We start from the raw sequence: 25,345 nt of genomic DNA on the forward strand, positions 1-25,345 counted from the left end.
CCGGACCCCAACAATGGGACACCCAAACCAGCCCCGAAGACGGACTCTGGACACGAAAAGGCTGGGCAGGAAGATGGCAACCCTAACGACACGCCCGGCTAAAACACCACGTTCTGGCCATTAACCCACGGAAGACATCTGGCTTATAGGACATCTGGGGTCCTGAGCACCCGCACGCGCGACTGCCGCCCAGAAACACGAAAACCCAGGTCCTGAGACCTGGGTTTGCTGTGCGCGAAGGGGGAGTTGAACCCCCACGCCCTTTCGGGCACACGGACCTGAACCGTGCGCGTCTGCCTATTCCGCCACTCGCGCGCTGTCACCAAGAGCCAAGCAAGTTGAACTATTTGACGACTAGGTAACTATACAGAGTTGGCGGGGGAGGTAGTCAAACTGAATCGAGCCCCGGAAACGTCGCGTCAGCCACACTCAGGGCCAGGAAATGCCCCGAAAGATCCCCGTAATCGCTGGCTGTTGCTAGTTACGGCAATGACCGTGGACATAGAATGTAATATCCACTGTGGGTGAATCGAACCCATGTGCAAACGCAGAGGAAATGGTGTGGGTATCTTTGACCGTTTTGAGAACGCCGTCGAAAAGGGCGTGAACAGCGTCTTTTCGAAGGTGTTCCGCTCCGGATTGAAGCCAGTCGACATCTCCTCGGCTCTTCACCGAGTCATGGACGATCAGACTGAGGTGCCGGAGGGGGCGGTGACCGCCGCTGCAAACCCGGTTGCTCCGAACATCTTCCTGGTCCGTGTGGCGAACACCGACCTTGAAGCCCTGCAGCAGGACGGCCTCGAAGCGATAGCTGAAGAGCTGGAGCGGGACGCCACCCAGTACGCCGATGACCAGCACTACGTCCTCGCCGGACCCGTTTCGGTTGATTTTGAGGGCGCCGACGAAGAGTCGACGGGAATGCTTGAGATCGTCGCAGAGGTTCGCCGTGGCAGCGTGGCTCCGGCTACCGGCGCAGCCCCCTCGCCCTCGCACCCCATCATCGATGTGGATGGTGAGAAGTGGCTGCTGACCGAGGAGGTGACCGTGATCGGACGTTCCTCCACCGCTGACATCCAGGTTGATGACTCCGGTGTGTCGCGCCGCCACGTTGAGTTCCGCATTACCCCGCAGGGTGTCATCCTCACTGACCTCGGTTCCACCAACGGCACCTTTGTTGAGGGCCACCGGGTTGAGGCCGCAACCCTACTCGACGGCAACCAGATCACTATCGGACGAACGCGCATCCTGTTCTGGACCCACCCGGAAGAGTAAACCCAAGTGACCACTGACCTAGCCTTCACCGTTTTCCGCATCGGGTTCCTCGTCCTCCTGTGGATAATGGTCTTTGGGGTGGTTGCCACGCTACGCAGCGACATATACGGCACCGTCGTAACACGTCGCGGAAGCGGTCGCGCCGCGTCCGAAGATAAGAAGAAAAGTGCGAAGAAAGAGCGCAAAGCAGCCCTTTCCCGCCAGCCCAGCAAGCTTATGATCACCGACGGTCCCCTGACCGGAACCCTGATCCCCCTCGGCACAGCACCCATCACCATCGGTCGTTCGCCCTCATCAACCCTGGTTCTGGACGACCCCTACGTCTCGACCCGGCACGCCGAACTTCGCCAGCTGGACGGAGAGTGGACCCTCATCGACCTCGGTTCCACCAATGGGACATTTGTTGAGGACGAGCGTGTCTTCCAGCCCATCATCCTCACCACGGGGGTTTCTGCCCGCATCGGGCAAACCTCATTTGAACTGGTGAGCTAATGGCAACTGAGTTCGTTTTTGCCGCACGCAGTGACGTTGGTCTCCTCAGGACCAACAACCAGGATTCGGCCTACGCTGGGCCGCGCCTCCTGGTTCTGGCCGACGGAATGGGTGGGGCAGCCGGCGGTGACATTGCCTCATCCGTCGTGGTGGCGCACCTGGCCGTCCTCGACGAGGCTTCCGGAACAGCCAACACCCTTCTGGAGAACCTGGACCAGGCCATCCAGGCCGCCCATAACGAACTCGTTGAGCGGTCCCAAAACGACAGCAAACTCCGGGGCCTAGGAACAACCTGCACGGCGATCCTCCGTTCCGGGAACAAGCTCGCCATGGCTCACATCGGCGACTCCCGCGCCTACCTGTTGCGCGACGGCATTCTCACCCAGATCACCACCGACCACTCCTTCGTCCAGTACCTCATCGACACGGGACAGATCACCAAGGAAGAGGCCGAGACCCACCCGAAACGCAACTACATCATGCGTGTCCTGGGGGACGCCCCCGGTGAGGTCGATGTTGACGAAACGATTCGCGAGGCCGTCCTCGGGGACCGCTGGCTCCTGTGTTCCGACGGCCTGTCGGGGGTGGTCTCCGAAGAGACGATCCGTGACGTCCTCGTCGAGTACGACGAACCTGATACGTGCTGTGAAAAACTGGTTGAACTGGCACTTCTTGGTGGTGGACCCGATAACGTCACCTGCATTGTCGCGGATGTTGAGGACTCGGCCACGACGCCGGCCGAACCACCCATCATTGTCGGAGCCGCTGCCATCGACCGCCACGCCCCTTCCATGGGGACAGCCGGAGCTGCAGGCAGGGCCGCCGCCCTCAACTCACCCTCTGAGAGGGTCACCTCCGAGGAAGATGAGGAACCCACTCTGCACCACCGCCGTCGCTGGCTGGGTCTAAGCCTTCTTGTTCTCGTCCTGGCGGCAGTTGCGCTAGGAACCGGCCTGCTCTGGCGCTGGTCCCAACAGCAGTACTACGTAATGCAAGAAAGCGGTAGCGTCGTCATCTTCCAGGGGATTCCCCAGCGGGTGCTGTCATGGGAGTTCTCCAGGCCCATCGAGGTTACCGACCTGCCCATCGACGGCCTTTCCGAGGCGGACCGGATTCGCCTCGAGGACCCGGTGGTTCGCGGCTCCCTCGAAGAGATTGATGCCTATCTGAGCGAAGTTCGCGAACGTATGTCCCTGAGCGCAAGAACCGTGAAGGTGCCGAACCTGGCTCTGCTAGAACCCCAGAGCGGGGCCCAGAAAACCCCCGCGATGTCCGGGGGTGAATGATGGCGACCGTGCAGGTTTCCGGGGGGCGTCCCCTCGGCATTAGTCGTATCGGCCTCCTCATCCTGGCGGTGGGGATCGGTCTGCTGGGCCTTGTCCTCGCGGCCGTCAACAAGACGGGCGCGGCTCCCGCTCACCTGACCCTGATCATGGCGCTGTTTGTGGGCAGCGCGGTCTTTGCCGAGGTCGTAGTTCGACTGACCGCGCCCTACGCGGACCCCGTTATCCTGCCGATTGCGGTGACCCTGACCGGGCTGGGGATCGCAATGATCTACCGCCTTGACCTCTCATTCGAACGGATGGAGTTAGCCACCACCGGTCCACGTCAGGGTATCTTTGCCATGCTGGGCGTGATACTCATGGCCGCGGTGCTGATCGTGGTGCGCAACCACAGGTCCCTGGCCAAGTACACCTACACATTCATGGTGATCTCTTTCGTCCTGCTTCTGCTACCGGTCATTCCTGGTATCGGGGTAGAGAACTTTGGTTCCAAGGTGTGGGCCAACCTCTTTGGCTTCACCTTCCAACCCGCAGAGTTTGTCAAAGTCACCCTGGCTATCTTCTTTGCCGGCTACCTGGTTACCAACCGCGACAAGCTATCCGTCGGGGGCCCCAAGTTTCTCGGCATGCGAATGCCACGCCTACGAGACCTCGGACCAATCCTGGTGGTGTGGCTGCTCGGCGTTGCCATCCTGGTGCTGCAGAAGGACCTCGGCACCTCACTGCTCTTCTTCGGCCTCTTCGTCGCCATGCTCTACGTCGCAACCAACCGGGTCTCCTGGCTGGTAATTGGGGCCCTGCTGTTCATTCCGGCGGCCCTCCTGGCGATCAAGGCCTTCCCTCACGTACAGAACCGGTTCACGGTCTGGCTCAACGCCCTCGACCCCGCCGTCTATGAGGCCACCGGCGGTTCATACCAGGTGGTTCAGGGCCTGTTTGGAATGGCTACCGGTGGGCTGCTCGGCACGGGTTGGGGTCGCGGCTACCCCCAGTTGGTGCCGCTGGCACAGTCGGACTTTATTCTTTCCTCACTGGCTGAAGAGTTGGGTTTGGTGGGCTTGGCCGCAATCCTCCTCCTCTACCTGCTTCTCGTTGAGCGCGGCATTCGCGCGGCTCTCGGCGCACGGGACGGCTTCGGCAAGCTCCTCGCTGTCGGACTCTCCTTCTCGTTTGCCATCCAGGTCTTCGTCGTCCTCGGTGGAATCACCCGTCTGATCCCACTGACGGGTCTCACTGCTCCATTCCTGGCCCAGGGTGGCTCTTCTCTGCTGTCCTCGTGGATCATGGTTGGCCTCTTGCTACGCATCTCTGACAGTGCCCGCCGACCCGGTCCGAAACCGACCCCATGGTTCGTCGGAGACGCCAAGCGTGATGAACCAGGACCTATCACCGCACCCATTCCGCAGGTGAAGCCGTGAACCCACAGATCCGTCGCATTTTTCTGGTTGTCCTCGGCCTCTTCGCCCTCCTCGGTATCTCCGTGACCTGGGTGCAGTTCGTGCAGGCTCCGGACCTGGTCGCCGACTCTCGTAACGCGCGCCGCTATCTCGAAGCCGCCTCCAAGGACCGCGGCCCGATTATCGTCGGCGGGTCCCCGGTGGCACTTTCCGAGCAGGTTGAGAACTCATCCAACTACCAGCGTGTCTACCCCGATGGGAAGCTTTACACCCCCATCACCGGCTACTTCTCGGCTGTCAACCTCTCTGCCACGGGCCTTGAGGCAGCTGAGAACTCCGTGCTTGAGGGGGCGGGCAATGTTCTATTCTGGCAGCGGATTCGCGCATTGATTGCCGGCCAGCCCCGCCAGGGTGGGGGTGTTGTCACTACGATCGACCCCAACATCCAGGCTGCCGCAGCCGAACTGCTGGGTGATAACCCGGGCGCCGTGGTCGTCCTCGACGCCAAGACATCCGCGGTTCGTGCCCTCTACTCATCCCCCACCTACGATCCCAACCCGCTGGCCTCACTGGACACCTCCGTCGCCGCGGAGGCCGCCAAAGAGCTAGAGGCGGATCCGGCCCGTCCCCTCGACAACCGTGCGATTGCGGGAAACCGTTACGCCCCGGGATCAACTTTCAAGATCATCACTGCGGCGGCCATGCTCGAAGCTGGAATCTCCCCCAACACAGAGGTTGAGGCCCCGGTCTCCACTGTCCTACCCAACACGGACACCACCGTTTCCAACATCGACCAGTCGGAGTGCGGGAATGGTCACCCGACCTTCACCGAGGCGTTTGCCCGCTCCTGTAATACCGCGTTCATCATCGAATCCCAGAAGCTGGCGCCGGACGCCCTCGCCAAGATGGCCGAGCGATTTGGCTTTGGTCAGACCCTGAACATTCCTCTCACGGTGACTCCCTCAACCTTCCCCACCGATATGGATGCGGCTCAGACAGCCATGAGCTCCATCGGGCAGTTCGAAGTTCAGACCACACCGATGCAGATGGCGATGGTAGCCCAGGCTATCGCCAACGGCGGTGAAATGATGTACCCCTACCTGGTGGAGTCCATTGTGGATGCCGACAATAAGGTTCGCTCCACGACCTCAGCCCGGACCTTTGCCAACCCGATCAGCAAAGAGATTGCCTCGGAGATTGGTCAGATGATGGTCGCTACCGTCAACGAGCCCTACGGTACGGCCCAGTCCGCGGCACTTCCCGGCATCCAGGTGGCCGCCAAGACCGGCACAGCCGAGGTCGGCGATGGGACCCGGGCGAACGCCTGGACTGTTGCCTACGCCCCCGCGGATGACCCGCAGCTGGTGGTTGCGGTGATCGTAGAGGGGACCGAGGAACGTCCCATCGCGCACGGCGGAGCGGTTGCCGCCCCGATGTCACGCGTCCTTCTTGAGGTGGGTCTGCGATGACGAACACTCCCGTAACACCGGGTTCTTCCCGGCATGACTCGGCCCCCCTTCGGGCCGGCCAGCAGCTGCAGGGTCGCTACAACCTGATCAACCGGATTGCCACCGGTGGCATGGGTGAGGTGTGGCGGGCCCGTGACACCCTCACCGGTACCCTGGTGGCCGCCAAGGTGCTGCGCCCGGAACTGACCGGTGAAGAAATCTCACTGTCACGCCTGCGGATTGAAGCCAAGAACGCCATGACCGCCCACCACCCCAATATTGCAGCGGTGCTGGATTCGGGTGAAAGCAACGGCCAGGGCTGGATCGTCATGGAGTTAGTTCAGGGCGACCCCCTGACGGATTTCGTCGGTGACGGCAAACGCCTCACGGCGGCGGAACTAATCCCCATCCTCAGCCAGACCGCCTTCGCCCTCGACGGAGCCGCCCAGGCGGGAATCATTCACCGGGATATCAAGCCGGCCAATATCATGATCCGCTCCGACGGAATGGTAAAGCTGACCGACTTTGGAATCTCCTACACCGACGGACAGGCCAATCTGACCGCCATCGGAATGGTGATGGGAACCGCGCAGTACCTGGCACCCGAACAGGCGATGGGATCGGTGGCAACACACTCCGGTGACCTCTACTCCCTCGGGGTCATTGCCTACGAGGCTCTGGCTGGCTACCGCCCCTTCACGGGCAAGTCGGTGGTGGAGATTGCGATGGCGCACGTGAACGAGGACGTGCCCGCCCTGCCGGATGATGTGCCACGCCCCCTCGCCGAGGTCGTCTACACCCTTCTTGAGAAGGAGCCTGAGGACCGCCCCTCCTCTGGGACCGCCCTGGTGCGCATGCTGAGCCAGGTCGCAGATCAGCTAGGCATGTCCACAGCCCCGGTTCCCCTGAGGGTCCAGCCCGAAAAGGTCACTCCCCTACCCAAGCGCAGCGAACGCAGTCATGTTCCGGTCCACCCCACCGGACGGCCAGCCGAACAACGCGCCACCCGGGCACCGCGACCCAACCTGAATCCGGTCCGCCCCTCCATTGCCAATGCACGCGCGGGCACGGCCAAGGTCAGCCACTGGAAACCGGTGGTGCCATCGACCCCAGTGACATCAAAACCCCCTACCTTTGCCAAGCGGTCTAGTGCACAAAAAGCCTCAAAGCCAGCACTAGACCCGGGTCTACTGGTCATAATCGGACTGGTCGTACTTACGATCGTTCTCATCATCATCGCGATGCTGCGTGACAGTCCCCAATCCACTGCACACGGTTCTCCCTGGACCGTGACGCCCATATCCATCAACCTGGAGGTCGAACCATGGCTGACACCGATTCCCACCTTTTAGGGGGCAGATATGAGATCCGCTCCCTAATCGGGCGCGGTGGAATGGCTCAGGTCCACCTGGGACGCGATACCCGCCTCTCGAGGTTGGTGGCCATCAAAATGCTTCGTGTCGACCTCGCGCGTGACGCCGTGTTCCAGACGAGGTTCCGACGGGAGGCGCAGGCTTCGGCCTCTCTGAACCACCCGAACATCGTTGCCGTGTACGACACCGGGGATGAACCTGTTCGAGGCGCCGATGGGAAGACCATTTCGGTTCCCTACATCGTCATGGAGTACGTCGAGGGACACACCGTCAAGGAGTTGCTTGGCGATGCAACTCCCGTACCGATCCCGGAGGCGGTGGAGATTACCAGTGGCGTCCTCAACGCCCTGCAGTACGCCCACAACGCCGGACTTGTCCACCGCGACATCAAGCCCGGCAACGTCATGCTGACGAACAGCGGCAAGGTCAAGGTCATGGACTTTGGCATTGCTCGGGCAATGGCGGACTCACAGGCAACGATGACCCAGACGAACGCCGTGATTGGAACCGCCCAGTACCTTTCTCCCGAACAGGCTCGCGGAGAGACCGTTGATGAGCGCTCGGACATCTACTCCGCCGGTTGTCTCCTTTTTGAGCTCCTGACGGGGCAGGCCCCGTTCAACGGTGACTCGGCCGTGTCGCTTGCCTACCAGCACGTCTCTGAGCCCCCACCGCTTCCCTCATCTATCGCGAGCGATATCCCCACCGAGATCGACCGTGTGGTCATGAAGGCCCTCGCTAAGGAGCCCGGGGACCGCTACGCCAGCGCATCTGCGATGGAAGCGGACCTGGTTCGCGCCTCAAAGGGACTGCCGATTCAGGCCCCACCGCTAGGCGCCTTTGCAGCCGGGGCGACGATGAGTCAGACGGCAGTCACCCAGCAGATGGGAGCCGCCACAGCCAGACCCAGCGCAGCCACCCAGACAATGCAGTACATGGGGCCGACTAGGACTGGGACCATACCCCCCTCGACCTCAACGGGTACCATTCCCACCCAGGGCCAGCCCCCCAAGAAGAAGCGCGGCATGGCGATTTTCGTCTGGCTCCTGGTTGCCCTGGCGGCAGCAATGGTCGGAACGGTCATCTACGTCATGCTGAACTCGAACAGCACCCCCGAGGTTGAGGTGGTGGAGGTTCCGAACGTGGTCGGGAGCACCCAGGCCGAGGCGAAACTGGCCCTTGAGGAACGGGGACTGATCTTCAGCCTGGACAGTGATAACCCGGTGATGGACACCGATGTTCCCGAGGGCAATGTTGCAGCCACCAACCCCGAGTCGGGCCGTGAGGTTGAGGTCGGTACAACCGTCCTCGTCCGACTGTCCGGGGGCGCCTCGACAGCTCCGGTTCCTGAGACCCGCGGCATGACCCTTGAGCAGGCGACCGCCGCACTTGAGGCCGAAGGGTTCAAGGTCGCCAATGTTTCCAGCGCCAATGATCCCGAGTTCCCCAAGGACACGGTGATTCGCTCCAGCCCGGCAGCCGGGACGACCGAGCCGAAGGGGGCGCAGATCAACCTGACGGTCTCCTCTGGAAACGTGGAGATGCCGAGCACCGTCGGCATGGCGCTGGCCGATGCTGTCAGCCGTATTGAGGCCCTGAAGGGCATTCCCAGCATCACCTATGAGCAAAGTGACTCAATCCCAGAGGGTGCTGTCATCAGCATGACCCCGACAGGGGTTGTGCCGCAGGGCCAGACTATCTTCCTGGTCGTCTCCAGCGGACCACCCCCGACCCCGGAGCCCCCTCAGTCAGGGGCTGATCCGGCCACGGGAGGGAATCCCGGAAACTCCGGGAACAACGGCTAGTTACCCGAACTCGGCACCACGGTCACACATCGACCGTGGTGTCGAAGTATGTGGTGTTGACCCACGGGTAGACGTACTCAAACAGCAGGTAGACCGCCCCGGCAATAAGCAGCAGGGACCAGATCCACTTGAGCCACACCGGACCCGGCAAAAGACGGAAGATCGATCGGTACATTCTGCTTACCTCATTCTCCAGTCTGACCGGCGTTGGCCGGGTTCCTCGGGTCAAGAACCATCGGCTTACCCTCTGACTTGGGTACCCAGTACTTCATCTCGCTCCAGACAATAAAGCGCTCTGAGTTGCCGAACTCAGGGTGGCAGGTCGTCATGGTCATGATCCGTTTGGTGGGGACTACCCCAGGTTCGTTTGGAACCGGAAGAACCACGCGTGTGGCTGAGGGATCGACAATCTCCCGGCCGTAGACCTCGTAGACCAGGTAGGCCTCCTCGGTCTCAACCACGATCGGGTCCCCGTCCTCAAGCGTGTCAATGCGGCGGAAGTTGTTCATGTAGGTGCGCCGGTGTGCCGCAAGCGCGAAGTTCCCGATCTCGCCCGCCTGCTGGGTTTCCGGGTAGTGCCCGGCCCAACCATTGTCGAGGACGTAGGTGGTTGTTCCCTCAGCCACCGGCATCACCTTGTAGTCCCAGCGGGGTACATGCAGCAGAGCATAGATCTCATCGAGGGGGACATCCCCGACGGGTGGGGGGTCATCCGTCCGCTGAATGTCTGTGTACTCACTGTCCTCGGTGGTGGTCGGGGACGAGGGGAACATCTCTTGGAACGTGGCGATCTCGGAGTGGACTGCGCCCTCGAGCTTGAACGATGTCCACCACAGCTGCCAGACAATGAAGAGGGCAAGGAAAATACCGATGGTTATTAGCAGTTCGCCGATGACCCCGACCGTCTCCCGGATGATGGAAACCTTGCGCTTTGCCTTAACGGGGGCCGGGGGTCGCGACGCGCGCGAGGGGTACGGGCTGGCGGCTAGGTCCTGGTTGATGGCCTCTGGCACTCTAGGTACCTTCCGTTGGTGTGACGAACTTAAGCGGGGTGAACTCAACTGTCGCGGGTATCGTCAGGTTGTCGCTGGTCTGGACACTCCAACCCAGCTGGTAGCGGGCTGCGTCCTCTCGGTAGAGACTAACCGATGGATCGTTGTCCAAAGCCGCAGTCATCCCCTCGGTATCCCCAATGGCCGTGATCCTGTAGGGCGGTGCGAATGACTTGGATCCTACCAGGATCACGTTGCCAACACAGCGTACCGGTGTCGTGGCGGTAATGCGGATGCCCTGAACCGAAAGTGCTTCTGCCCCACCCCTCCAGAGCGCGTTCATCACCGCATCGACGTCCTGCTGGTGGACGACCGCAACGTTGACATTGGTGTTGTCGTCCAGTTGGAAGTCAACCGGGGCGTCATCAAGGCTCACGGTCAAACCGGGGCCGACGATCTCGCTGCGAAGCCAGCTCTGGTAGGTGGTTTCTTCACTGTCGGGAAGAAGAGCATTCAGCAGCACATCCTGGTCGACCTGCAGCGCCTCGACCTCGTCCTGTATTTCCGTAACCATTCTCTGCTGGTCTTTGACGAGGCCGGCCAGGTTCATCTCATCAGTCCAGCCCCTCGCCCTCGCATTTGAGGCCGAGATTCCGAAGAGGACTCCGATTGCCGCCGTGACACAGAAGATGGCGAGGGCGGAGAGGGCGCGTCGTTGGGCGGGGGAAACCACAGACACCTCTGTGTCCTCCATATCGCTACCTTTCCCCGACGTCTTCAGTGGGATTGAGCTGTGGATGGGCTTGCCGCTTGGTCCAAATCTAATGTGGCCACTATTCTATGGGAAGGGTCCGAAAGTGGGCCGTGATAGCCGCACTTACGGAGGAAACGTGGCAGAAGCAAAGAAACGCGACGATAACCGTCGGATCAAGATTGAAGAAGAGGACGTCCCCGACAGCTGGACCAAGGGTATTCCCCTCAGCCCATCCTGGTGGGCACCCACCTTCATCACCCTGCTGATCATTGGCCTGGTCTGGCTGGTGGTCTACTACTTCTCGGGAACCCTGTACCCGATCCCCGGCATTGGCTGGGGGAACCTGGTCATCGGGATTGTCATTATGCTCTCCGGGTTCTTCATGACGCTGAAGTGGCGTTAGGAATCGAAGCCCAGAGCATTCTGCGGTTATCCACAAGCTGAGCAAAAGTTATCCCCACCTGTGTACACAGGTGGGGATAACTACATCCGTGTAAATAGGCTCCCCGTACGGGAGTGGCGTGGACCTAGCCGATGAACCGTGGGATCAAAATCGCGTAGGTTCCCCAGGTTGCCCCAGCAATCAGCAGCGCAAGGCCGACTGTTGCTACCACCTCTAGAACCGTTCGCCGACTCTTTGAGTCCCTGCGCGTCCTGTCCATCACCCACAGGTAGACGGCTGTGGACAGAAGACCCCCAAGGAAGCCACCCACGTGAGCCTGCCAGGAGACATTCGGCATGATGAAGCCGTAGACCAGGTTGATGACCAGCAGTGTGACGATGCCGCTGGTGGGCATTCCTGACCTTCTCTGGGCGATAAAGACTGCTCCGAACAGACCGTAGATTGCTCCGGACGCCCCGATAGTCGCCTGCGTCAGGGTTGCAGGGGTGACGAAGACCCAGCCGATAACCGCCAGCGAACCAACCAGGGCGCTGAAGATATAGATCGCCGTGAACTTCCAGTGCCCCACTGCCCTCTCAACCGCAGACCCAAGCAGGAACAGCATCAGCATATTGAAGAGGATGTGCCAGATTCCCGCGTGGAGGAAGGCTGTGGAGAGCAGGCGCCACGGTTCGAAGTAGCCGGCCGCCGGAGACATAGCCAGCTGCTGGAAGACTGCCGGGAAGATCTTCTGGGCAACAAACATAACCACGTTGATGATGATCAGAGCAAGGGTAACCGGCGCTCCGGACAGCTGACCACCCATGATTCTTGAGGTCAAGGGGGGCCGCTTCTGCTTAGTCGCACAGTCGACGCAGATGGAGCCGACCTCGGTCTGAATGGCGCAGTCACCGCAGGCGGGTCGATTACAGCGCTTACAGTAGGCCACCGCGGGACGACCGGGATGTCGGGGGCATATCTCCGGGCTCGGTGTCGTCGACCTCTGGCCGAATCGAGGGATCTCAGTCATGACCTACCTATGGTTTCTTGTCTACCTGAACGGTTGGCAATAGCGTAGCGGGTCGAAGATTTGCTCTTCGACCCGCTACTCAATGCTGCTAGCTAATTGCCGCTCTAAGCGAACCGCCTGATCAGCCGTCAATCTCAATGTGCTCAATGACGACCGGGGTCACCGGACGGTCCTGGGCACCAGTTGCGACATTAGAAATTGCGTCTACGAGAGCCTTCGAGTCCTCATCCACAACCTTGCCGAAGATGGTGTGCTTGCCGTTAAGCCACGGGGTGGCCGCCACGGTGATGAAGAACTGCGAACCGTTGGTGCCCTTACCGAAGCGCTTGCCGGCATTTGCCATGGCAAGCAGGTAGGGCTCCGAGAAGGTCAGTTCCGGTGAGATCTCATCGTTGAACTGGTAGCCAGGGCCACCCATTCCGGTGCCCTCTGGGTCGCCGCCTTGGATCATGAAGTTGGGGATAACACGGTGGAAGATAGTGCCATCGTAGAGGGGGCGGGAAGTCTTCTTACCCGTGGCGCCATCGGTCCACTCCTTCTCACCGGTTGCAAGACCCACAAAGTTCTTGACCGTGTTGGGGGCCTGGGCCGGGTAGAGCTCAAGTCGAATATTGCCCATGCTGGTGTGGATAACTGCAGTCTGCATGTGTTCCTCTGTCTCCTCGGTGGATGAAGGTTCCTATAAGTCTACGCACCCGAAGGCGTAAGTCTACGCACCCGAAGGCGTCGTGCGCTCACCCGCTAGTCAGTAACGAGTGGAATACCGGTGGTCTTGGAGGCTGATTTGAAGGAACCGAGGTCGGTTACGTTCGTGAAGCCAGCGTCTTTCATAAGGGATACTGCCTGACCAGAACGATTTCCAGAACGGCAGTAGACCAGGTATTCACCCTCTGGATCAAGCGTGGGCATCGTCTGAGCAAAGTCACCACTGTTCAGATCCATGAGGACGGCGCCCTCCAGGTGTCCCTCCGCGTACTCCTCAGGGGTGCGGACATCGATAATCACGGCATCCTCAGAGACCTCAACGGGCTGCGACCCACCCGTGCAGCCTGCCATTCCGACCGCCCCGCCAACGAGGGCGGCGGTAACCATGAAACGTGCAATCAATTTTTTCATTTCTCAATACTAGCGGGGGTATCCAGGCGAACCCAAGTGTGAGGGAGTCGAGATCACTCTCGACTGCCTCACACTTCGCGATCTACCGGATCAAACTGCCCTACTCGTTGAAGGTTGCCGTGTCGATGACGTAACGGTAACGAACCTTAGAGTCCACCACATCGTCATAGGCCTGGGTGATGTCGTCACCACTGATCACCTCGACGACCGAGGCGATGCCGTGCTCCGCACAGAAGTCGAGCATTTCCTGGGTAATCAGGATCCCTCCGATGTTGGAACCGGCAAGAACTTTATCCCCGGTTATCAGGGCGTTGAGGTCGATCTTCGCGTTGTGCTCAGGCAGGCCCACGTTGATAAAGACACCAAACGCCTTCAGGGCTCGGAAGTAGCTGTTGTAATCAAAGTCCGAGGCCGAGACCGTGCAGAGAATGATGTCGAAGGTGTCACGCAACGACTTCAGCGTTCCCTCCTCACCGGAAGCGTAGAAGTGGTGAGCGCCAAGCTTCCTGGCGTCCTCTTCCTTTGAGCGGGTCTGAGAAATCACCGAGACATCCGCACCCATGGCAGCCGCCAACTGCACACCCATGTGTCCGAGGCCGCCCATGCCGACCACGGCTACCTTCTTACCCGGACCCGCTCCCCACCTCTTCAGTGGCGAGTAGGTGGTGATGCCTGCACAGAGAAGTGGAGCGGCATCTACCAGAGGGATGCTTTCGGGGATGTGGAGTCCAAACTTCTCATCCACCGTGAAACCCTGGGCGTAACCACCCGAAGTCGGGTTTCCCTCACGGTCATCACCGTAGGTCCAGGTGGTTCCAGTGCCCGTGCAGAAGTTTTCATGACCCTCGCGGCACTGCTCACACACTTCGTCCTCGGCAACACTGGGATCTGAAATGCATGAGCCGGTCATGCAGCCGACACCGATGTGGTCACCAATTTTGAACTTCGTTACCTGGTCACCGACTGCGGCAACGACGCCCGCCAACTCATGGCCTGGAACAAGCGGGTACTTGGCCGGACCCCACTCACCCCGGGCGGTGTGGATATCCGAATGGCAAATGCCGGCGTACTTCACGTCAAAGAAAACCTCTGTGGGCCCGGGCTCTCGAATCTCTACGGTATGGGGGTGGAACTGGGAAGATGTGTCATCGCAGGCGAATGCGCGTACCTGGGGCATTGCAACTCCTTTGTTGTTTTTAGCGCAGCGCTGAATCAGGTCTTGCAACGCCATGTTACCGCGGTGTGAACGCTCCCAATAGGGTCTATTTCCCCGGGATAGGCCCATTCCGGTAGCGCTGGGTGGTAGGGCAGACTAATTTAGAGGTTGGTAAACAAGGTCTATAGAAGCGAGGCAACTATGCGCGATATTGAAGAGCTCAAGGACAGGGCTTCCGAGGTCATTTCTGCTGCGTCTGAGGTCGCAGGGACCCTCACTGAAAAGGCGATTGAGGTGGGTGTCCCCGCAGCACAGAAGACCATAGAGGTCACCAAGAGCAAGCTCAGCGACCTCGAGGCACACGGTGAAGCCGCCCTGACCTCACTTGAGGAGCATGCGAAGGGCAAGAAGAAGCACTGCCCGCGCCGTGCCTTTGGCTGGACCCTGGCAGCGGCCGGTGCAGGTGGTGTCGCCTACCTTCTCTGGCGTCGCTCACGTCCGGTAGAAGACCCCTGGGCCGAAGAGTACTGGGTTGACCTCAAGGATGAAGAGGGTCCCGAGGGCATCGTGGTCGAAGACGTTGACGCTGAGTTGGATGAAGCCATTGTCGAGGCCATCGAAGAAGCCCTTTCTGAGGGCCCCGCGGAAGATAAGTAAGCAACTTCCCTGAAGAGAAGCTGATTTCACTAAAACCCTGTTCCTCAGCCTCTCGGTTCGCTACAGTGATTGACGTCACACAACCGAAAGGAAGGGGAGCATATGGGGCTCGATGAAATCAAGAACAAGGTCGAAGGCTTCTTGAAGGACGAGAAGAAGTCCGATGACCTCCTCGATAAGGCCGCCGATGTAGCTAAGAAGGTCACCGGCGGAAAGTTTGACGAGAAGGTTGACGCAGCTCGTGAAGCAGCGGATAAGAAGATCGGCACAGAGTAAGAGCCGGCTTCACAACCACAGGTCTTAACAGGAAGTGCCCCACCATTGGAATGAACCAGGGTGGGGCACTTCTATCGTCTCCGGCTAGGCGCCCTCACGCCTAATCCCCTCTGCGATACCGTCTTCGATCTGACGTTCAAGGTCAGTCTGCGCATCTGCGAAGACCTCCTGCGGGGTATCGCCCTCGATCAGTCGCGTCGAACCACCACGCCCCAGTTCGGCGATAGCAAGTCGTCCGACGAGCTGCTGGTTGGTGGTCGTACGTTCGGCCCGGGCCTGGGAGGCAAAAGAGACACCCCAGTGGAACAGAGTCGACACCCGCGACTTGAACCCCGTGATGTAGAAGATGTGCAGCCCCAGCCAAGCCACCCAGGCCGGGAAACCGTCCATCTGGACGTCCCCGACACTGGCAACCGCTTCCGACCGGGCAATCGTCGCCATCGAACCTCGGTCCCGGTAGCCGAACGTTGTGCGGCGTGGGGAGATGCCAGCAAGCCGCGCCTTGACCACGTCGGTGGTGAACCTGGCAGCCTGGATTGCCCCCTGGGCTACACCGGGAACACCTTCAATGCTCATCATGTCGCCGATAACGAAAATGTCCCGGTATCCCTCAACAGTCAGGTCCGGCTTGACCCTAACGCGGCCGACCCGATCCAGTTCCACCCCCGTACGTTCAGCCAGGACCTTTGCCAGGGCTGGCCCCTGCACGCCTGCTGCCCACACCTTGCAGGTACTGGGTAGAACCTCGGTGTTGCCCACCTTGTTCTTCATCGTCACAGAGTCTGCATCGATGTCGACCACAAGGGTGTTGCCCCGGAACTCCACCCCCAGCTGGTCCAGGGCTTCAACGGTCTTCTGCCCCAGTTCCTTACCGAACGTCGGAAGGGGCTGCGGACCGCCCTCAACCAGGAGGACACGGGTGTCACTGGGGTTGATGTTGCGGAACTCGCGCTTCAGGGTGTGAACCGCCAGCTCCCGGATCTGACCTGCCATTTCCACGCCGGTCGGGCCCGCCCCAACTACAACGAAAGTCAACAGTTGCTTGACCTTCTCGGGATCCTCCTCAACCTCGGCCTGCTCAAAGGCAGCAAAAATCCGAGCACGAAGCTCAAGGGCATCATCGATCGTTTTCATTCCCGGGGCAAAGGTTGAGAAATGATCGTTCCCAAAATACGACTGACCCACGCCAGCGGCGATAATCAAGGTGTCGTAGGGGGTCACTTTCTGCCGCCCGTAGTTTCGCCAGTACACGACCTTCTTGTCAGGATCGATATCCTCGACGGTACCCAGGTTGACCTGGGCATTTCGCTGCCGTTTCAGGATCTCTCTCGTTGCTGGCGCAATCTCACCCTGGGAGAGGATACCGGTTGCAACCTGGTACAACAGGGGTTGGAAAAGGTGGTGGCTGACCTTGGAAATCAGCGTCACCTGAACGTCTGACTTAGCCAGATATCGCGCGGAGAACAACCCTCCGAATCCCGAACCTATGATCACAACACGGTGCTTGGCCACAACCCCTCCTAAACTTGTGTCGCTACCTGCGAACTCAAAAGCTAGGCTACTGATTCAACGACGTGATTCCTATGGGTCACCTTCCGGCAGAAGACTCACTTCCGCTGGAGGACCCCTCCGTAAAACCCCCGAGAGGCGCATGGTCTCAATGAGCACAGAGAACTCACCGACGGTAAACCCTGTCGTGGAAGTCAGGAACGTCACCAAGCACTACGGCGACTTTATGGCCCTCGACGATGTTTCACTCACGGTCAATCCCGGTGAAGTCGTTGTCGTTATCGGCCCGTCAGGCTCCGGAAAGTCAACCCTGTGCCGGACCATCAACAGGCTTGAGCCCATCACTTCCGGAGAGATCCTCATTGACGGCGAGGTCCTCCCGGAAGAAGGCAAAGAACTCGCTAACCTCCGTTCCGAGGTAGGAATGGTGTTCCAATCCTTCAATCTGTTCTCTCACATGACTGTCCTCGACAATGTCACCCTGGGACCCATCAAGGTGAAGGGAATGAAGAAGGACAAGGCTGAAGCCGAGGCGATGGACCTCCTCTCCCGGGTTGGCCTGGCCGATCAGGCCACCAAGCTTCCCGCCCAGCTTTCCGGCGGCCAGCAGCAGCGGGCAGCCATTGCGCGCGCCCTGGCCATGAACCCCAAAGTGATGCTGTTTGACGAGCCCACGTCCGCCCTCGACCCCGAGATGATCACCGAGGTTATCGACGTTATGGAGGGATTGGCGGCCCACGGAATGACGATGGTTGTCGTCACCCATGAGATGGGTTTTGCGCGAAAAGCCGGGGACTCCATTGTCTTCATGTCCGACGGAAAGATCGTCGAGGAGGCTCCCCCTAACGAGTTCTTCGACAACCCCCAGTCAGAAAGAGCCCGAGAGTTCCTCTCGAGGATTCTCCCCCACTAGCCGACCGGGATCGTCATTTGGACCTCTTCCCTTTCAAAATGGGTTGGTGGTAGCTTGCTGTTTCATGGATACCTCAGACCAGCGGCCAACGCTTCTCATATCCGGCGTAGCCTTGCGCCGGTCGGATGATAAGCGCGAAAGTGAGCTGACTGAGCGCCTCCTCGGATCAATCGTGTCGAGGGCGAAGGGGTACTGGAACATCGAGGTTACCTGGGGTGAGGAAGACACCGTCGACCAGGCGCTTTTGAAACTATCCGAGGCCGATGCGCTGGTCATCATGGGTGGACCGGATATTTCCCCTGATTTTTACGAGGGCGAGGTTGACTACCCGAACGCAACCCCTCATTTTCCACGGAGCGATGCGGCTCAGTTGGCCCTTATTCGTGAGGCAGTTGCGACCCACACGCCAACCCTGGGTATCTGTCGGGGTATGCAGGCTCTAAACGTCGCCCAAAAGGGCACACTGACGCAGGACATTAGCGGGCAGCCTGGCCACAGTTCAGACAGCCTGATGGATGACTTTGAGTTTGCCCGTCACACCGTCAACATCGCCGCTGGCTCTCAGCTGGCCCAGGTCCTTGGCTGCTGCCGTTCCGGACCCTTCCCAACTGATGGCATAAGGACCATGATCCACAGCGCCCACCACCAGGCCGTCGATATTCTCGGCCACGAACTGGTTGTTGTGGCACGCGCTGACGACGGGACTGTAGAGGCCATCGAGCACCTGTATGCACCTATTGTCGGCGTGCAGTGGCACCCGGAAGACCCCGATGCCGATCCAGCTATGCTGGACTGTTTCCTAGCGCGAATGTGTTCCCTTCGCACCCAGTCCGTCGCGGCCTGACTGGTCCTACTCGCCCTGCAGGCCGTAGGGTCCTATAAAACCGTTCGCTCACCATCCTGGGACCCCTATTAGTTTCGCTGTCCCATTAAAACTTGCGACCTCACCCGTTCTAAGGTTTCCTAGCCGAAGGAATCGAAGGAGATAAAAAATGAGCACCACCACTACAAGACGCAAGGGACGCTACGCTGCCATGGCCGCAGTGGCTGCCACCGCTGCACTGGCACTGTCGGCCTGCTCCAGCGGAACGAACTCTGCCGAATCCGGTGCATCCGGGGGTCAGAGCGGCTCGGTGGCAGAGCCTTCCGGGTCATTTGAAAGCGGAAACACCGTCTACGACGAAATCGTCAACCTCGGTCCCGTTGCTGACGAAGCCACCATTGCAGCCTCTGAGTGGGCCACCAGGGTGAAAGAGTCCGGGGTCCTTAAGGTCGGCGGAACCGAAACATCGGAACTGTTCTCAAAGCTTGATCCCGCCACCGGCAAGGTCATAGGCTTCGATGCCGGCATGTCCCAGCTTCTGGCCAACTACATTTTTGGTGACGCCACGAAGACCACCTTGACGCAGGTCTCCGTTGACACCCGTGAAGAACTTCTGGTGAACGGCTCGGTTGACGTCGTCATCGCCACCTACTCCGTAACCCCAGAGCGCCTGGAGCGCATCGACTTCGCGGGTCCCTACTACTCTTCGGCCTCAGCCATCCTCATCAAGAAGGACAATGCGGATATCAGCGGACTAGAGTCGCTGGCAGGTAAAACCGTGGTCACCCAGGCCGGTTCAACCGGTGTTCCCACCATCGAAGAGTTCATCCCAGACGCCGAGATCCTGGCACTTCCCGACCACGCCCAAGCTGTGGAGGCTCTGAAGCAGGGCCGCGCGGACGCCTACGTCATTGACCAGACCCTTCTGCTGAACGCCGTGCTCCAGAACCCCGAGCTGACGATTGTAGGAGAACCGTTTGGTGATGAGGACCTCTATGGCATCGGCATCCAGACCGATACCGACGGTCAGGCATTCATCGATGAGTTCCTCGAGAAGATCTTCTCCGACGGAACCTGGCTCGCCCTGTGGCACGCAACGATTGGTGAGATGACCGGCGTGACCACCGAACCAGTGGCACCGGCCATCGGTTCTGCTGGGAACTAAACCCAAGCAACGAACGGGTTCAACATGGTTCTCTGGCAGTATCGCGACCTCTTCCTCGAAGGGTTTCTGGTCACCCTGCAGCTAACAGCACTGGGTTTCCTCTTCGCGCTCCTTGTCGGGACCATCATGGCCATCTTCCGGATCAGCCCGGTCGCTCCCCTGCGTGCGATCGGGCTGGTCTACGTCGATGTCTTCCGTAATGTCCCCCTGCTCAGCCTGATCATCATCGTTGTCTATGCCCTCCCTGAAATCGGGTTGCTCTGGAGTTACACCAACTCCGTCATCATCGCCATGGCCCTGGTCGGCGGGGCTTTCATTTGCGAGTCCCTGAGGGCGGGCATCAACTCGGTTCCCGCGGGACAGATTGAGGCAGCGCGCTCCCTCGGCCTCACCTTCGGCAAGACCATTCGGTTCGTCGTACTTCCCCAGGCATTCCGCTCCATGGTTCAGCCGCTGGTCACCACGTTCATCGGTATTTTCCTTTCCTCATCCCTGGCGGGAACTGTCGGCGTTATGGACCTGACAGCAACGGTCACCTACATCAACACTCGTGAAGCCCTGGGACTAACCACCTTCATGGTTGCGGCCATCATCTACCTGGTGGTCTCGCTGGGAGCCGGCGCGGTTGGCGACCGCCTTGAGCGAAAGTTGAGGGTCCTACGGTGAGCACCACCCTCTTCGATGCCCCCGGCCCCAAGGCGGCAGCCCGGATTCGCATAGCCACCATCATCTCTTCGGCTGCGATTGTGGCCTTCTTTGCCTACGCCATCTACCTGTTTGGCAGCAACGGACAGCTGGCCGCCCACAAGTGGGACACCTTTACGCAGTGGCCTATCATCCGCTACCTCCTCAAGGGCCTCGGCAACACCCTGCTTGCCGCCGCAGGATCAGCTCTGATTGCACTGCCACTCGGCGTGCTCCTCGCCCTCATGCGACTGTCAAAAACCCGGTGGATCCGTTGGGTTGGAACGGGAATCATCGAGTTCTTCCGCTCCATTCCCCTGCTGCTTCTGATCTACATCTTCTTCATCGCGCTGCCGAAGTACCAGATCAACCCCGATCTGTACTGGAAACTGGTGATCCCAATTGGCCTGTGCTCGGGAGCCACCATCGCCGAGGTCTTCCGGGCCGGCATTCTGGCCCTACCCAAGGGCCAAACCGAAGCCGCAGAAGCTATCGGCCTGACTCGCTTGCAAACCATGCGCTATGTCATTTTCCCGCAGGCTATCCGCCTGGTTATGCCATCGCTACTGGCTCAGGTTGCCATCCTCATCAAGGACACCACCCTCGGGTACGCCGTGTCTTACAGCGAACTCCAGTACAGCGCGAAAGTGATTGTCTCAAACACCGGGGATCTGATTCAGACCTACCTGGTGGTGACCGTCGTTTTCGTCCTCGTCAACCTGGCCATCACGAGGACGGCTGATGTCTGGAGCCGACAGCAACAACGCCGCTACCTCTCAGGTTATCGCCCTACCTCTTCGTTCAACCGAGTCGGACAGACCCCGGAGGCTTAGTCTGCTGCCCCCAGGCCCCGGTTCAGGTCCCGAACAAGTTCCAGCGGAATCTTCACGACCTTCCTGTCGTAGGTGACCAGGCCGTTGACCTCATCCTCAACATCCGAAAGTTGCGTGTAGACCGTGGCTCCGAGCCCACGTGCCACCACTTTAGGAAGCTGCTCGGCGTGAAGCTTCCTAAACGCCTCCGCAAGCGCCTCCGGACTCTTGTAGTTAAGGTAGCCGAAGGTGGATTCGTTCCACTGGTGATTCGGGATGGGTAGGCCCAGGCCCCCGTACTCGGTCAGGGCGAGGACGCGCCTGTCCCCCCGCGGTTTGGTTAGGCCCACCCTGGTGGGCGGACGCAGGTAGACGTGGGTGCTGTTCAGGTCACCCGCCCCCTGGTCAAACCAGCCGGAGGCGTGGTCTATCGTTCGGGTGGGATCGAGTTCCCGGACCATCTGCGCCACCAGTGCCGCATCAAACTGTCCCCACCCCTCATTGAATGGCACCCACATCACCACGGAGGGAACCGAGTGGAGGGTGTCGATCATGTCAGCCAGTTCGCTGGCGAACATTGACAGCCCCTCCGGGTCTTGACGTCCGAGGACGGCTCCGGGGCGATCCCGTATCCAGAAGGGGATAACTACCCGGCTGTTCAGCAGGATCTTGCGAGGAGGGCGCCCCCCGTTAACGGCGTCCTGCCACACCAGCATTCCCAGCCTGTCACAGTGGTGATACCAGCGCAGCGGTTCGATCTTGATGTGTTTGCGCAGCATGTTGTAACCGGCAGACTTGGCTAACTGAATGTCGTAAATCAGCGCTTCATCACTGGCCGGCGTGTAGCCGCCGTCGGGCCAGTAACCCTGGTCGAGCAGGCCGCGGGCGAAGTGTGGCTTCCCGTTGAGCAGAAGGGCGGGTTGGCCGTCCGCCCTCTCACCAACCCCGACGGTTCGCAGCGCGAAGTAAGATGTCACCACGTCGCTGCCCAGGGTGATTCGCACCGGGTAGAGGTACGGAGTTTCAGGCGACCACTGTTTCGGTTCGGGCACCTGAACCCTCACCGGTTCGTTTACGGGAAGCTCCTGGCTGATGATGACGGATTGAACCGCTGCCCAGTCGGAAGGATCCCGCTCTTCGAAAAGGCCGGGCGAGCCGATCTCGACCGTCGCACACTCAACTGTTTCATCGAAGGAGGAAGAGGGCGTGGCTGTAACCGTCACCTCAACCGAGTCGAGCGAAGGTGTGTAGCGGAGCTTCCAAATGTGCTGCTCAGGGACCACCTCAAGCCACACCGTCTGCCAGATGCCCGACTGCGGTGAGTACCAAATGCCTCCCCGGTTCAAAGACTGCTTCCCAACACTCAGGTAGGAGGAGTTGGTGACATCGCGAACCGCAACCACCAGGCTGTGGAAAGAACCGGGAACCAGGGCATCGGTAATGTCCAGGGTAAACGGTAGGTAGCCCCCGACGTTTCCCCCTACCTCGACCCCGTCGACCGCCACCCTGCAGCTTTGATCAATCGCACCGAAGTGGAGGAGGACGCGCTCACCGGACGAGGGTTCGACGGAGAAGGAGCGGGAGTACCACAGAGTCTCAGAAGGCTGCAGGGTACGGTTGACACCCGACAGGGGCATCTCCGGTGAGAAGGGAACGGTAATCTTTCCATCCCACACGCCGGGTGGATCAGCTGGGTCATCCACAGCCAGGGGATTGTCCCGCTCTTCCCTGAGGGGCTGAATAGCATAGTCCCAGGGGCCGTTGAGGCTACTCCACCCCTTCCGAACCAACTGGGGACGCGGATAGTCGGGAAGCGGGTTGCTGGCGTCGAGGACCTCACCCCAGGGGGTCAGCATCGGTGTTCTCCTTGAAGGGTTCATCGGGACTGACTACTGTACCGGAGCGCTGACTTCGGAGGGGTGATCAACTCCAAGGCGTCCCAGCCACCACACGGGTATGACCACCAGAACAGCGATCACCGCTGCCGCCGCAAAGATCCACGGGGTCGGCACCTGCTTGGTGACACCCAGGTCCACATAGGTTTCGTTCGCCCCGCTGATCACCGAGGCCCCCACAAACGGGCCGATCCACATGGGGATCAGCACCATGGCGATCATGCGTAAACCCTGCACCATCCCGACATGGCGGGGAGGGGTGGCATCGCGAACAGATGCCGCAATGGCCGCGGTCGCCAGCATCATGCCACTAAAGACCAGGATGCCGCCGACAATCACCGGTCCCATCGTCCTCGCCCAAAACATCACCAGGTAGCCGGTGATCATGACGGTGGTAGCCGGAAGGATAGAGGCGATCTTGCCAAAGCGATCAATTAGGCGACCCCCAAGGATCGACAGGGTGGAAGCCACGATAATCACCACTGCCAGGATGATCGGATAGGTCTCTAGGCGCAGGCGAAACTGCATGTAAATGATGATGTAGGGCAGAAACACCTGCGTGGAGGTTCCGATAATCGCCCAGGCCAGCAGCAAAACATAGAGGCGGGGGTTTCTGCGGACAGTCGAGGGACGCAAGCCGTAGACAACCGAAGCGAAGTAGGGTTCTTCGCTCTTTTTGATGGTCGGCGCATCGGGGGTGAGGAACCACGACAGCACCCCTACTGCCACCGTGACTGCGCCAACGAGGCCAAAGAACAGCTTCCAGTTCCCATCCTGGGTCAGGCCATCGAGTGCCCCAAAAACGATCAGCATCGCTACCAGCGGCATGATCTGCAGAACAGCATCCACACGACCGCGGTTCCCCGGATCGGTCTTGTCCGTCACCCAGGCGGAGAATGCTGCGTCGTTAGCTGCCGCCCCAAAGAAGGACATGACGCAGTCCAGGATCACGATTGCCACCACGGCCCCGGTCATTGCCTTGGCAACCCCCTCACCGCCCTGCACAAAGCCAAACGATGCGGTGAGGATCCCCCAGAGGACGTAGCCAATGGCGATGAAGGGGCGCCTGGTTCCCGTCCGGTCAGAGAACGCCCCGATGAACAGTGTTGTAATTGCCGCCACCAGTGCCGAGGCCGCCACCATTGTTGCGATGACATGCGGTGAGTCCGTAATGGTCTGGTACACGAACACGTTCAAGTACATGTTCTCTACCGTCCAGGCCAGCTGTCCCGTCAGCCCCAGGATGACGACAGCTGTCATGAATCGGGGTTGAAGTCGCTCAAGGGTGCTCATGGTTCTCCGAGTTGAGATTGAGGATGGGTCACTTCAGCCTAGGCGCACCGCCTAGGAAGCCGGCGGCCAGTCCGTTTCGTCGATAATCATGGCCACCTCATCGATCGCTACCTCGCCGACCTTATCCAGCTCTTCCTGAAGTCCAATGTCGACCAGGACAATCTCTCCCACTAACCACAGGGCTTCCGGTGCGACCAGACCCGACTTTACCCCACCGAAAGTAACGGTGACATCGGCAGCGAGGACGGTTCCCGAGGCCTGCCCGGTGTCCGGGTCTAGCCCGCTGGGCAGATCCACCGCAATCACCTCGGGCCAGACGGGGACCTGATCCAGGTACTCCCAAATTTCTTCGACCACCTCTGCGGCAGGTCCACGAAGCGTCGGGTCTGCGCTGGTTCCCGTTCCCACGATGCCGTCGATGATGAGGTCGTAGCCCGCCGGTTCCTCCGGGTCCCCCTCGACGACCTCCCCACGCAAAAGGTCGGCCAAATCAGCTCGGTTCACCCTGCGGGCTGTGGCCGCAAGCGCAGAGTCCATCCCCGCAAGGTGATAGGAAGATGACACTGGAAGGACGTCGACCTTCACCCCCGCTTCTGCGAGGTGGGCGGCAGCATAGAGTGCATCGCCCCCGTTGTTACCACTGCCAACCAGCACAAGAACCCGCACCTCAGCCGGATGTCCCGGAAGATTGTCGAGGACGAACCGCGCAAGACCGTGGGCGGCACGAGCCATCAGCGGCTCCCATGCCGCAAGCAGCGGTTTTTCCGCTGCTATCACCTGGGCAGCTGTGTAAACCGGAACCAGTTCTGTTGCCATCA

At 60.1% G+C, this 25,345-nt stretch carries 26 protein-coding genes and 1 tRNA gene; 15 read left to right on the plus strand and 12 right to left on the minus strand.

Going from position 1 to position 25,345, the window contains the following annotated elements:
- Positions 1-231 precede the first annotated feature (231 nt).
- Positions 232-315: transfer RNA gene (locus tag CS903_RS06750), tRNA-Leu, on the minus strand.
- Between the two features lie 246 nt (positions 316-561).
- Here CS903_RS06750 and CS903_RS06755 point away from each other — a divergent pair.
- The 7 genes from CS903_RS06755 to pknB are packed head-to-tail and all read left to right on the plus strand — an operon-like array spanning position 562 to position 9,070.
- Entirely contained in the window at positions 562-1,272 is a 711-nt protein-coding gene (locus CS903_RS06755) for an FHA domain-containing protein (RefSeq protein WP_099332799.1), read from the plus strand.
- Between the two features lie 6 nt (positions 1,273-1,278).
- Positions 1,279-1,764: an FHA domain-containing protein FhaB/FipA gene (locus tag CS903_RS06760; protein WP_099332800.1), complete on the plus strand. Its 486-nt coding sequence runs from the start codon at positions 1,279-1,281 to the stop codon at positions 1,762-1,764.
- The gene (locus CS903_RS06765) at positions 1,764-3,050 is read left to right on the plus strand and encodes a PP2C family protein-serine/threonine phosphatase (protein WP_099332801.1); all 1,287 of its coding nucleotides are present in this window, start codon (positions 1,764-1,766) and stop codon (positions 3,048-3,050) included. Before CS903_RS06760 ends, CS903_RS06765 begins: the two co-directional genes overlap by 1 nt.
- On the plus strand, positions 3,050-4,465 hold the full coding sequence (locus CS903_RS06770) for an FtsW/RodA/SpoVE family cell cycle protein (protein WP_099332893.1): 1,416 nt from the start codon (positions 3,050-3,052) through the stop codon (positions 4,463-4,465). Before CS903_RS06765 ends, CS903_RS06770 begins: the two co-directional genes overlap by 1 nt.
- Positions 4,462-5,913 (plus strand): peptidoglycan D,D-transpeptidase FtsI family protein, encoded by a 1,452-nt coding sequence (locus CS903_RS06775; RefSeq protein ID WP_099332802.1) that lies wholly within the window; start codon positions 4,462-4,464, stop codon positions 5,911-5,913. Before CS903_RS06770 ends, CS903_RS06775 begins: the two co-directional genes overlap by 4 nt.
- A complete protein-coding gene (locus tag CS903_RS06780; RefSeq protein ID WP_099332803.1) occupies positions 5,910-7,244 on the plus strand; it encodes a serine/threonine-protein kinase in 1,335 nt (444 codons plus the stop codon). The genes CS903_RS06775 and CS903_RS06780 overlap by 4 nt, the downstream gene beginning before the upstream one ends.
- Entirely contained in the window at positions 7,217-9,070 is a 1,854-nt protein-coding gene (pknB, locus tag CS903_RS06785) for a Stk1 family PASTA domain-containing Ser/Thr kinase (protein WP_099332804.1), read from the plus strand. The genes CS903_RS06780 and pknB overlap by 28 nt, the downstream gene beginning before the upstream one ends.
- A gap of 22 nt (positions 9,071-9,092) precedes the next feature.
- Here pknB and CS903_RS09390 read toward each other — a convergent pair whose 3' ends face one another.
- Genes CS903_RS09390 through CS903_RS06795 form a run of 3 tightly spaced genes read right to left on the minus strand, consistent with a single transcriptional unit; the run spans position 9,093 to position 10,816 of the window.
- Positions 9,093-9,245 (minus strand): hypothetical protein, encoded by a 153-nt coding sequence (locus CS903_RS09390; protein WP_164996706.1) that lies wholly within the window; start codon positions 9,243-9,245, stop codon positions 9,093-9,095.
- Positions 9,246-9,255: 10 nt separating this feature from the next.
- Positions 9,256-10,083: a class E sortase gene (locus CS903_RS06790; RefSeq protein WP_242491786.1), complete on the minus strand. Its 828-nt coding sequence runs from the start codon at positions 10,081-10,083 to the stop codon at positions 9,256-9,258.
- A 1-nt stretch (position 10,084) separates the two neighbouring features.
- Positions 10,085-10,816, minus strand: a complete 732-nt coding sequence (locus tag CS903_RS06795; protein ID WP_099332805.1) for a DUF881 domain-containing protein — start codon at positions 10,814-10,816, stop codon at positions 10,085-10,087.
- 136 nt (positions 10,817-10,952) lie between these two features.
- On the opposite strand from CS903_RS06795, the gene CS903_RS06800 reads away from it, so the two are divergent.
- Positions 10,953-11,219 (plus strand): cell division protein CrgA, encoded by a 267-nt coding sequence (locus CS903_RS06800; protein ID WP_099332806.1) that lies wholly within the window; start codon positions 10,953-10,955, stop codon positions 11,217-11,219.
- Positions 11,220-11,343: 124 nt separating this feature from the next.
- Here the strand turns inward: CS903_RS06800 and CS903_RS06805 are convergent, their stop codons facing one another.
- The 4 genes from CS903_RS06805 to CS903_RS06820 form a co-directional block, all read right to left on the minus strand.
- Positions 11,344-12,228, minus strand: a complete 885-nt coding sequence (locus tag CS903_RS06805; protein ID WP_099332807.1) for a rhomboid family intramembrane serine protease — start codon at positions 12,226-12,228, stop codon at positions 11,344-11,346.
- A gap of 121 nt (positions 12,229-12,349) precedes the next feature.
- On the minus strand, positions 12,350-12,874 hold the full coding sequence (locus tag CS903_RS06810) for a peptidylprolyl isomerase (RefSeq protein ID WP_099332808.1): 525 nt from the start codon (positions 12,872-12,874) through the stop codon (positions 12,350-12,352).
- A 95-nt stretch (positions 12,875-12,969) separates the two neighbouring features.
- On the minus strand, positions 12,970-13,344 hold the full coding sequence (locus CS903_RS06815; RefSeq protein ID WP_207203778.1) for a rhodanese-like domain-containing protein: 375 nt from the start codon (positions 13,342-13,344) through the stop codon (positions 12,970-12,972).
- A 100-nt stretch (positions 13,345-13,444) separates the two neighbouring features.
- Positions 13,445-14,521 (minus strand): NAD(P)-dependent alcohol dehydrogenase, encoded by a 1,077-nt coding sequence (locus tag CS903_RS06820; protein ID WP_099332809.1) that lies wholly within the window; start codon positions 14,519-14,521, stop codon positions 13,445-13,447.
- A 180-nt stretch (positions 14,522-14,701) separates the two neighbouring features.
- Between CS903_RS06820 and CS903_RS06825 the strand changes: the two genes are divergently transcribed.
- Together CS903_RS06825 and CS903_RS06830 are read left to right on the plus strand one after the other, a co-directional pair.
- Positions 14,702-15,157: a hypothetical protein gene (locus tag CS903_RS06825; RefSeq protein ID WP_099332810.1), complete on the plus strand. Its 456-nt coding sequence runs from the start codon at positions 14,702-14,704 to the stop codon at positions 15,155-15,157.
- Between the two features lie 102 nt (positions 15,158-15,259).
- Entirely contained in the window at positions 15,260-15,433 is a 174-nt protein-coding gene (locus tag CS903_RS06830; RefSeq protein WP_099332811.1) for an antitoxin, read from the plus strand.
- 84 nt (positions 15,434-15,517) lie between these two features.
- Here the strand turns inward: CS903_RS06830 and CS903_RS06835 are convergent, their stop codons facing one another.
- Positions 15,518-16,945 (minus strand): NAD(P)/FAD-dependent oxidoreductase, encoded by a 1,428-nt coding sequence (locus CS903_RS06835; protein ID WP_099332812.1) that lies wholly within the window; start codon positions 16,943-16,945, stop codon positions 15,518-15,520.
- Between the two features lie 148 nt (positions 16,946-17,093).
- Here CS903_RS06835 and CS903_RS06840 point away from each other — a divergent pair, with 148 nt between their 5' ends.
- From CS903_RS06840 to CS903_RS06860, 5 genes are all read left to right on the plus strand, one after another.
- Positions 17,094-17,855, plus strand: a complete 762-nt coding sequence (locus CS903_RS06840) for an amino acid ABC transporter ATP-binding protein (protein ID WP_099332896.1) — start codon at positions 17,094-17,096, stop codon at positions 17,853-17,855.
- A 112-nt stretch (positions 17,856-17,967) separates the two neighbouring features.
- Positions 17,968-18,699, plus strand: coding sequence for a gamma-glutamyl-gamma-aminobutyrate hydrolase family protein (locus CS903_RS06845; protein WP_164996707.1), 732 nt, complete (start codon positions 17,968-17,970; stop codon positions 18,697-18,699).
- A gap of 148 nt (positions 18,700-18,847) precedes the next feature.
- Complete coding sequence (locus CS903_RS06850) at positions 18,848-19,843, plus strand: glutamate ABC transporter substrate-binding protein (RefSeq protein WP_099332814.1); 996 nt, start codon at positions 18,848-18,850, stop codon at positions 19,841-19,843.
- 24 nt (positions 19,844-19,867) lie between these two features.
- Positions 19,868-20,509, plus strand: coding sequence for an amino acid ABC transporter permease (locus CS903_RS06855; RefSeq protein WP_099332815.1), 642 nt, complete (start codon positions 19,868-19,870; stop codon positions 20,507-20,509).
- A complete protein-coding gene (locus CS903_RS06860) occupies positions 20,506-21,360 on the plus strand; it encodes an amino acid ABC transporter permease (RefSeq protein WP_099332816.1) in 855 nt (284 codons plus the stop codon). The genes CS903_RS06855 and CS903_RS06860 overlap by 4 nt, the downstream gene beginning before the upstream one ends.
- Here CS903_RS06860 and CS903_RS06865 read toward each other — a convergent pair.
- The 3 genes from CS903_RS06865 to CS903_RS06875 are packed head-to-tail and all read right to left on the minus strand — an operon-like array spanning position 21,357 to position 25,343.
- On the minus strand, positions 21,357-23,195 hold the full coding sequence (locus CS903_RS06865) for a glycoside hydrolase family 2 TIM barrel-domain containing protein (protein ID WP_099332817.1): 1,839 nt from the start codon (positions 23,193-23,195) through the stop codon (positions 21,357-21,359). The two genes, CS903_RS06860 and CS903_RS06865, sit on opposite strands and share 4 nt — an antisense overlap.
- Positions 23,196-23,228: 33 nt before the next feature.
- Positions 23,229-24,527 carry an MFS transporter gene (locus tag CS903_RS06870; RefSeq protein ID WP_099332818.1) on the minus strand — a complete coding sequence of 433 codons (1,299 nt, stop codon included), beginning with the start codon at positions 24,525-24,527 and terminating at the stop codon, positions 23,229-23,231.
- Positions 24,528-24,578: 51 nt separating this feature from the next.
- A complete protein-coding gene (locus tag CS903_RS06875; RefSeq protein WP_099332819.1) occupies positions 24,579-25,343 on the minus strand; it encodes an NAD(P)H-hydrate epimerase in 765 nt (254 codons plus the stop codon).
- Between the last annotated feature and the right edge of the window lie 2 nt (positions 25,344-25,345).

The sequence above is a fragment of the Actinomyces minihominis genome (genome assembly GCF_900187855.1).
GTDB lineage: Bacteria > Actinomycetota > Actinomycetes > Actinomycetales > Actinomycetaceae > Scrofimicrobium > Scrofimicrobium minihominis.

What these genes read in the sequence shown, in the direction of transcription:
- CS903_RS06815 (WP_207203778.1), bottom strand. Translation starts at nt 13,344, where the DNA reads ATGAAAAAATTGATTGCACGTTTCATGGTTACCGCCGCCCTCGTTGGC.
- CS903_RS06820 (WP_099332809.1), bottom strand. Translation starts at nt 14,521, where the DNA reads ATGCCCCAGGTACGCGCATTCGCCTGCGATGACACATCTTCCCAGTTC.
- CS903_RS09390 (WP_164996706.1), bottom strand. Translation starts at nt 9,245, where the DNA reads ATGTACCGATCGATCTTCCGTCTTTTGCCGGGTCCGGTGTGGCTCAAG.
- CS903_RS06810 (WP_099332808.1), bottom strand. Translation starts at nt 12,874, where the DNA reads ATGCAGACTGCAGTTATCCACACCAGCATGGGCAATATTCGACTTGAG.
- CS903_RS06850 (WP_099332814.1), top strand. Translation starts at nt 18,848, where the DNA reads ATGAGCACCACCACTACAAGACGCAAGGGACGCTACGCTGCCATGGCC.
- CS903_RS06830 (WP_099332811.1), top strand. Translation starts at nt 15,260, where the DNA reads ATGGGGCTCGATGAAATCAAGAACAAGGTCGAAGGCTTCTTGAAGGAC.
- pknB (WP_099332804.1), top strand. Translation starts at nt 7,217, where the DNA reads ATGGCTGACACCGATTCCCACCTTTTAGGGGGCAGATATGAGATCCGC.
- CS903_RS06780 (WP_099332803.1), top strand. Translation starts at nt 5,910, where the DNA reads ATGACGAACACTCCCGTAACACCGGGTTCTTCCCGGCATGACTCGGCC.
- CS903_RS06825 (WP_099332810.1), top strand. Translation starts at nt 14,702, where the DNA reads ATGCGCGATATTGAAGAGCTCAAGGACAGGGCTTCCGAGGTCATTTCT.
- CS903_RS06875 (WP_099332819.1), bottom strand. Translation starts at nt 25,343, where the DNA reads ATGGCAACAGAACTGGTTCCGGTTTACACAGCTGCCCAGGTGATAGCA.
- CS903_RS06770 (WP_099332893.1), top strand. Translation starts at nt 3,050, where the DNA reads ATGGCGACCGTGCAGGTTTCCGGGGGGCGTCCCCTCGGCATTAGTCGT.
- CS903_RS06865 (WP_099332817.1), bottom strand. Translation starts at nt 23,195, where the DNA reads ATGCTGACCCCCTGGGGTGAGGTCCTCGACGCCAGCAACCCGCTTCCC.
- CS903_RS06805 (WP_099332807.1), bottom strand. Translation starts at nt 12,228, where the DNA reads ATGACTGAGATCCCTCGATTCGGCCAGAGGTCGACGACACCGAGCCCG.
- CS903_RS06855 (WP_099332815.1), top strand. Translation starts at nt 19,868, where the DNA reads ATGGTTCTCTGGCAGTATCGCGACCTCTTCCTCGAAGGGTTTCTGGTC.
- CS903_RS06795 (WP_099332805.1), bottom strand. Translation starts at nt 10,816, where the DNA reads ATGGAGGACACAGAGGTGTCTGTGGTTTCCCCCGCCCAACGACGCGCC.
- CS903_RS06870 (WP_099332818.1), bottom strand. Translation starts at nt 24,527, where the DNA reads ATGAGCACCCTTGAGCGACTTCAACCCCGATTCATGACAGCTGTCGTC.
- CS903_RS06765 (WP_099332801.1), top strand. Translation starts at nt 1,764, where the DNA reads ATGGCAACTGAGTTCGTTTTTGCCGCACGCAGTGACGTTGGTCTCCTC.
- CS903_RS06840 (WP_099332896.1), top strand. Translation starts at nt 17,094, where the DNA reads ATGAGCACAGAGAACTCACCGACGGTAAACCCTGTCGTGGAAGTCAGG.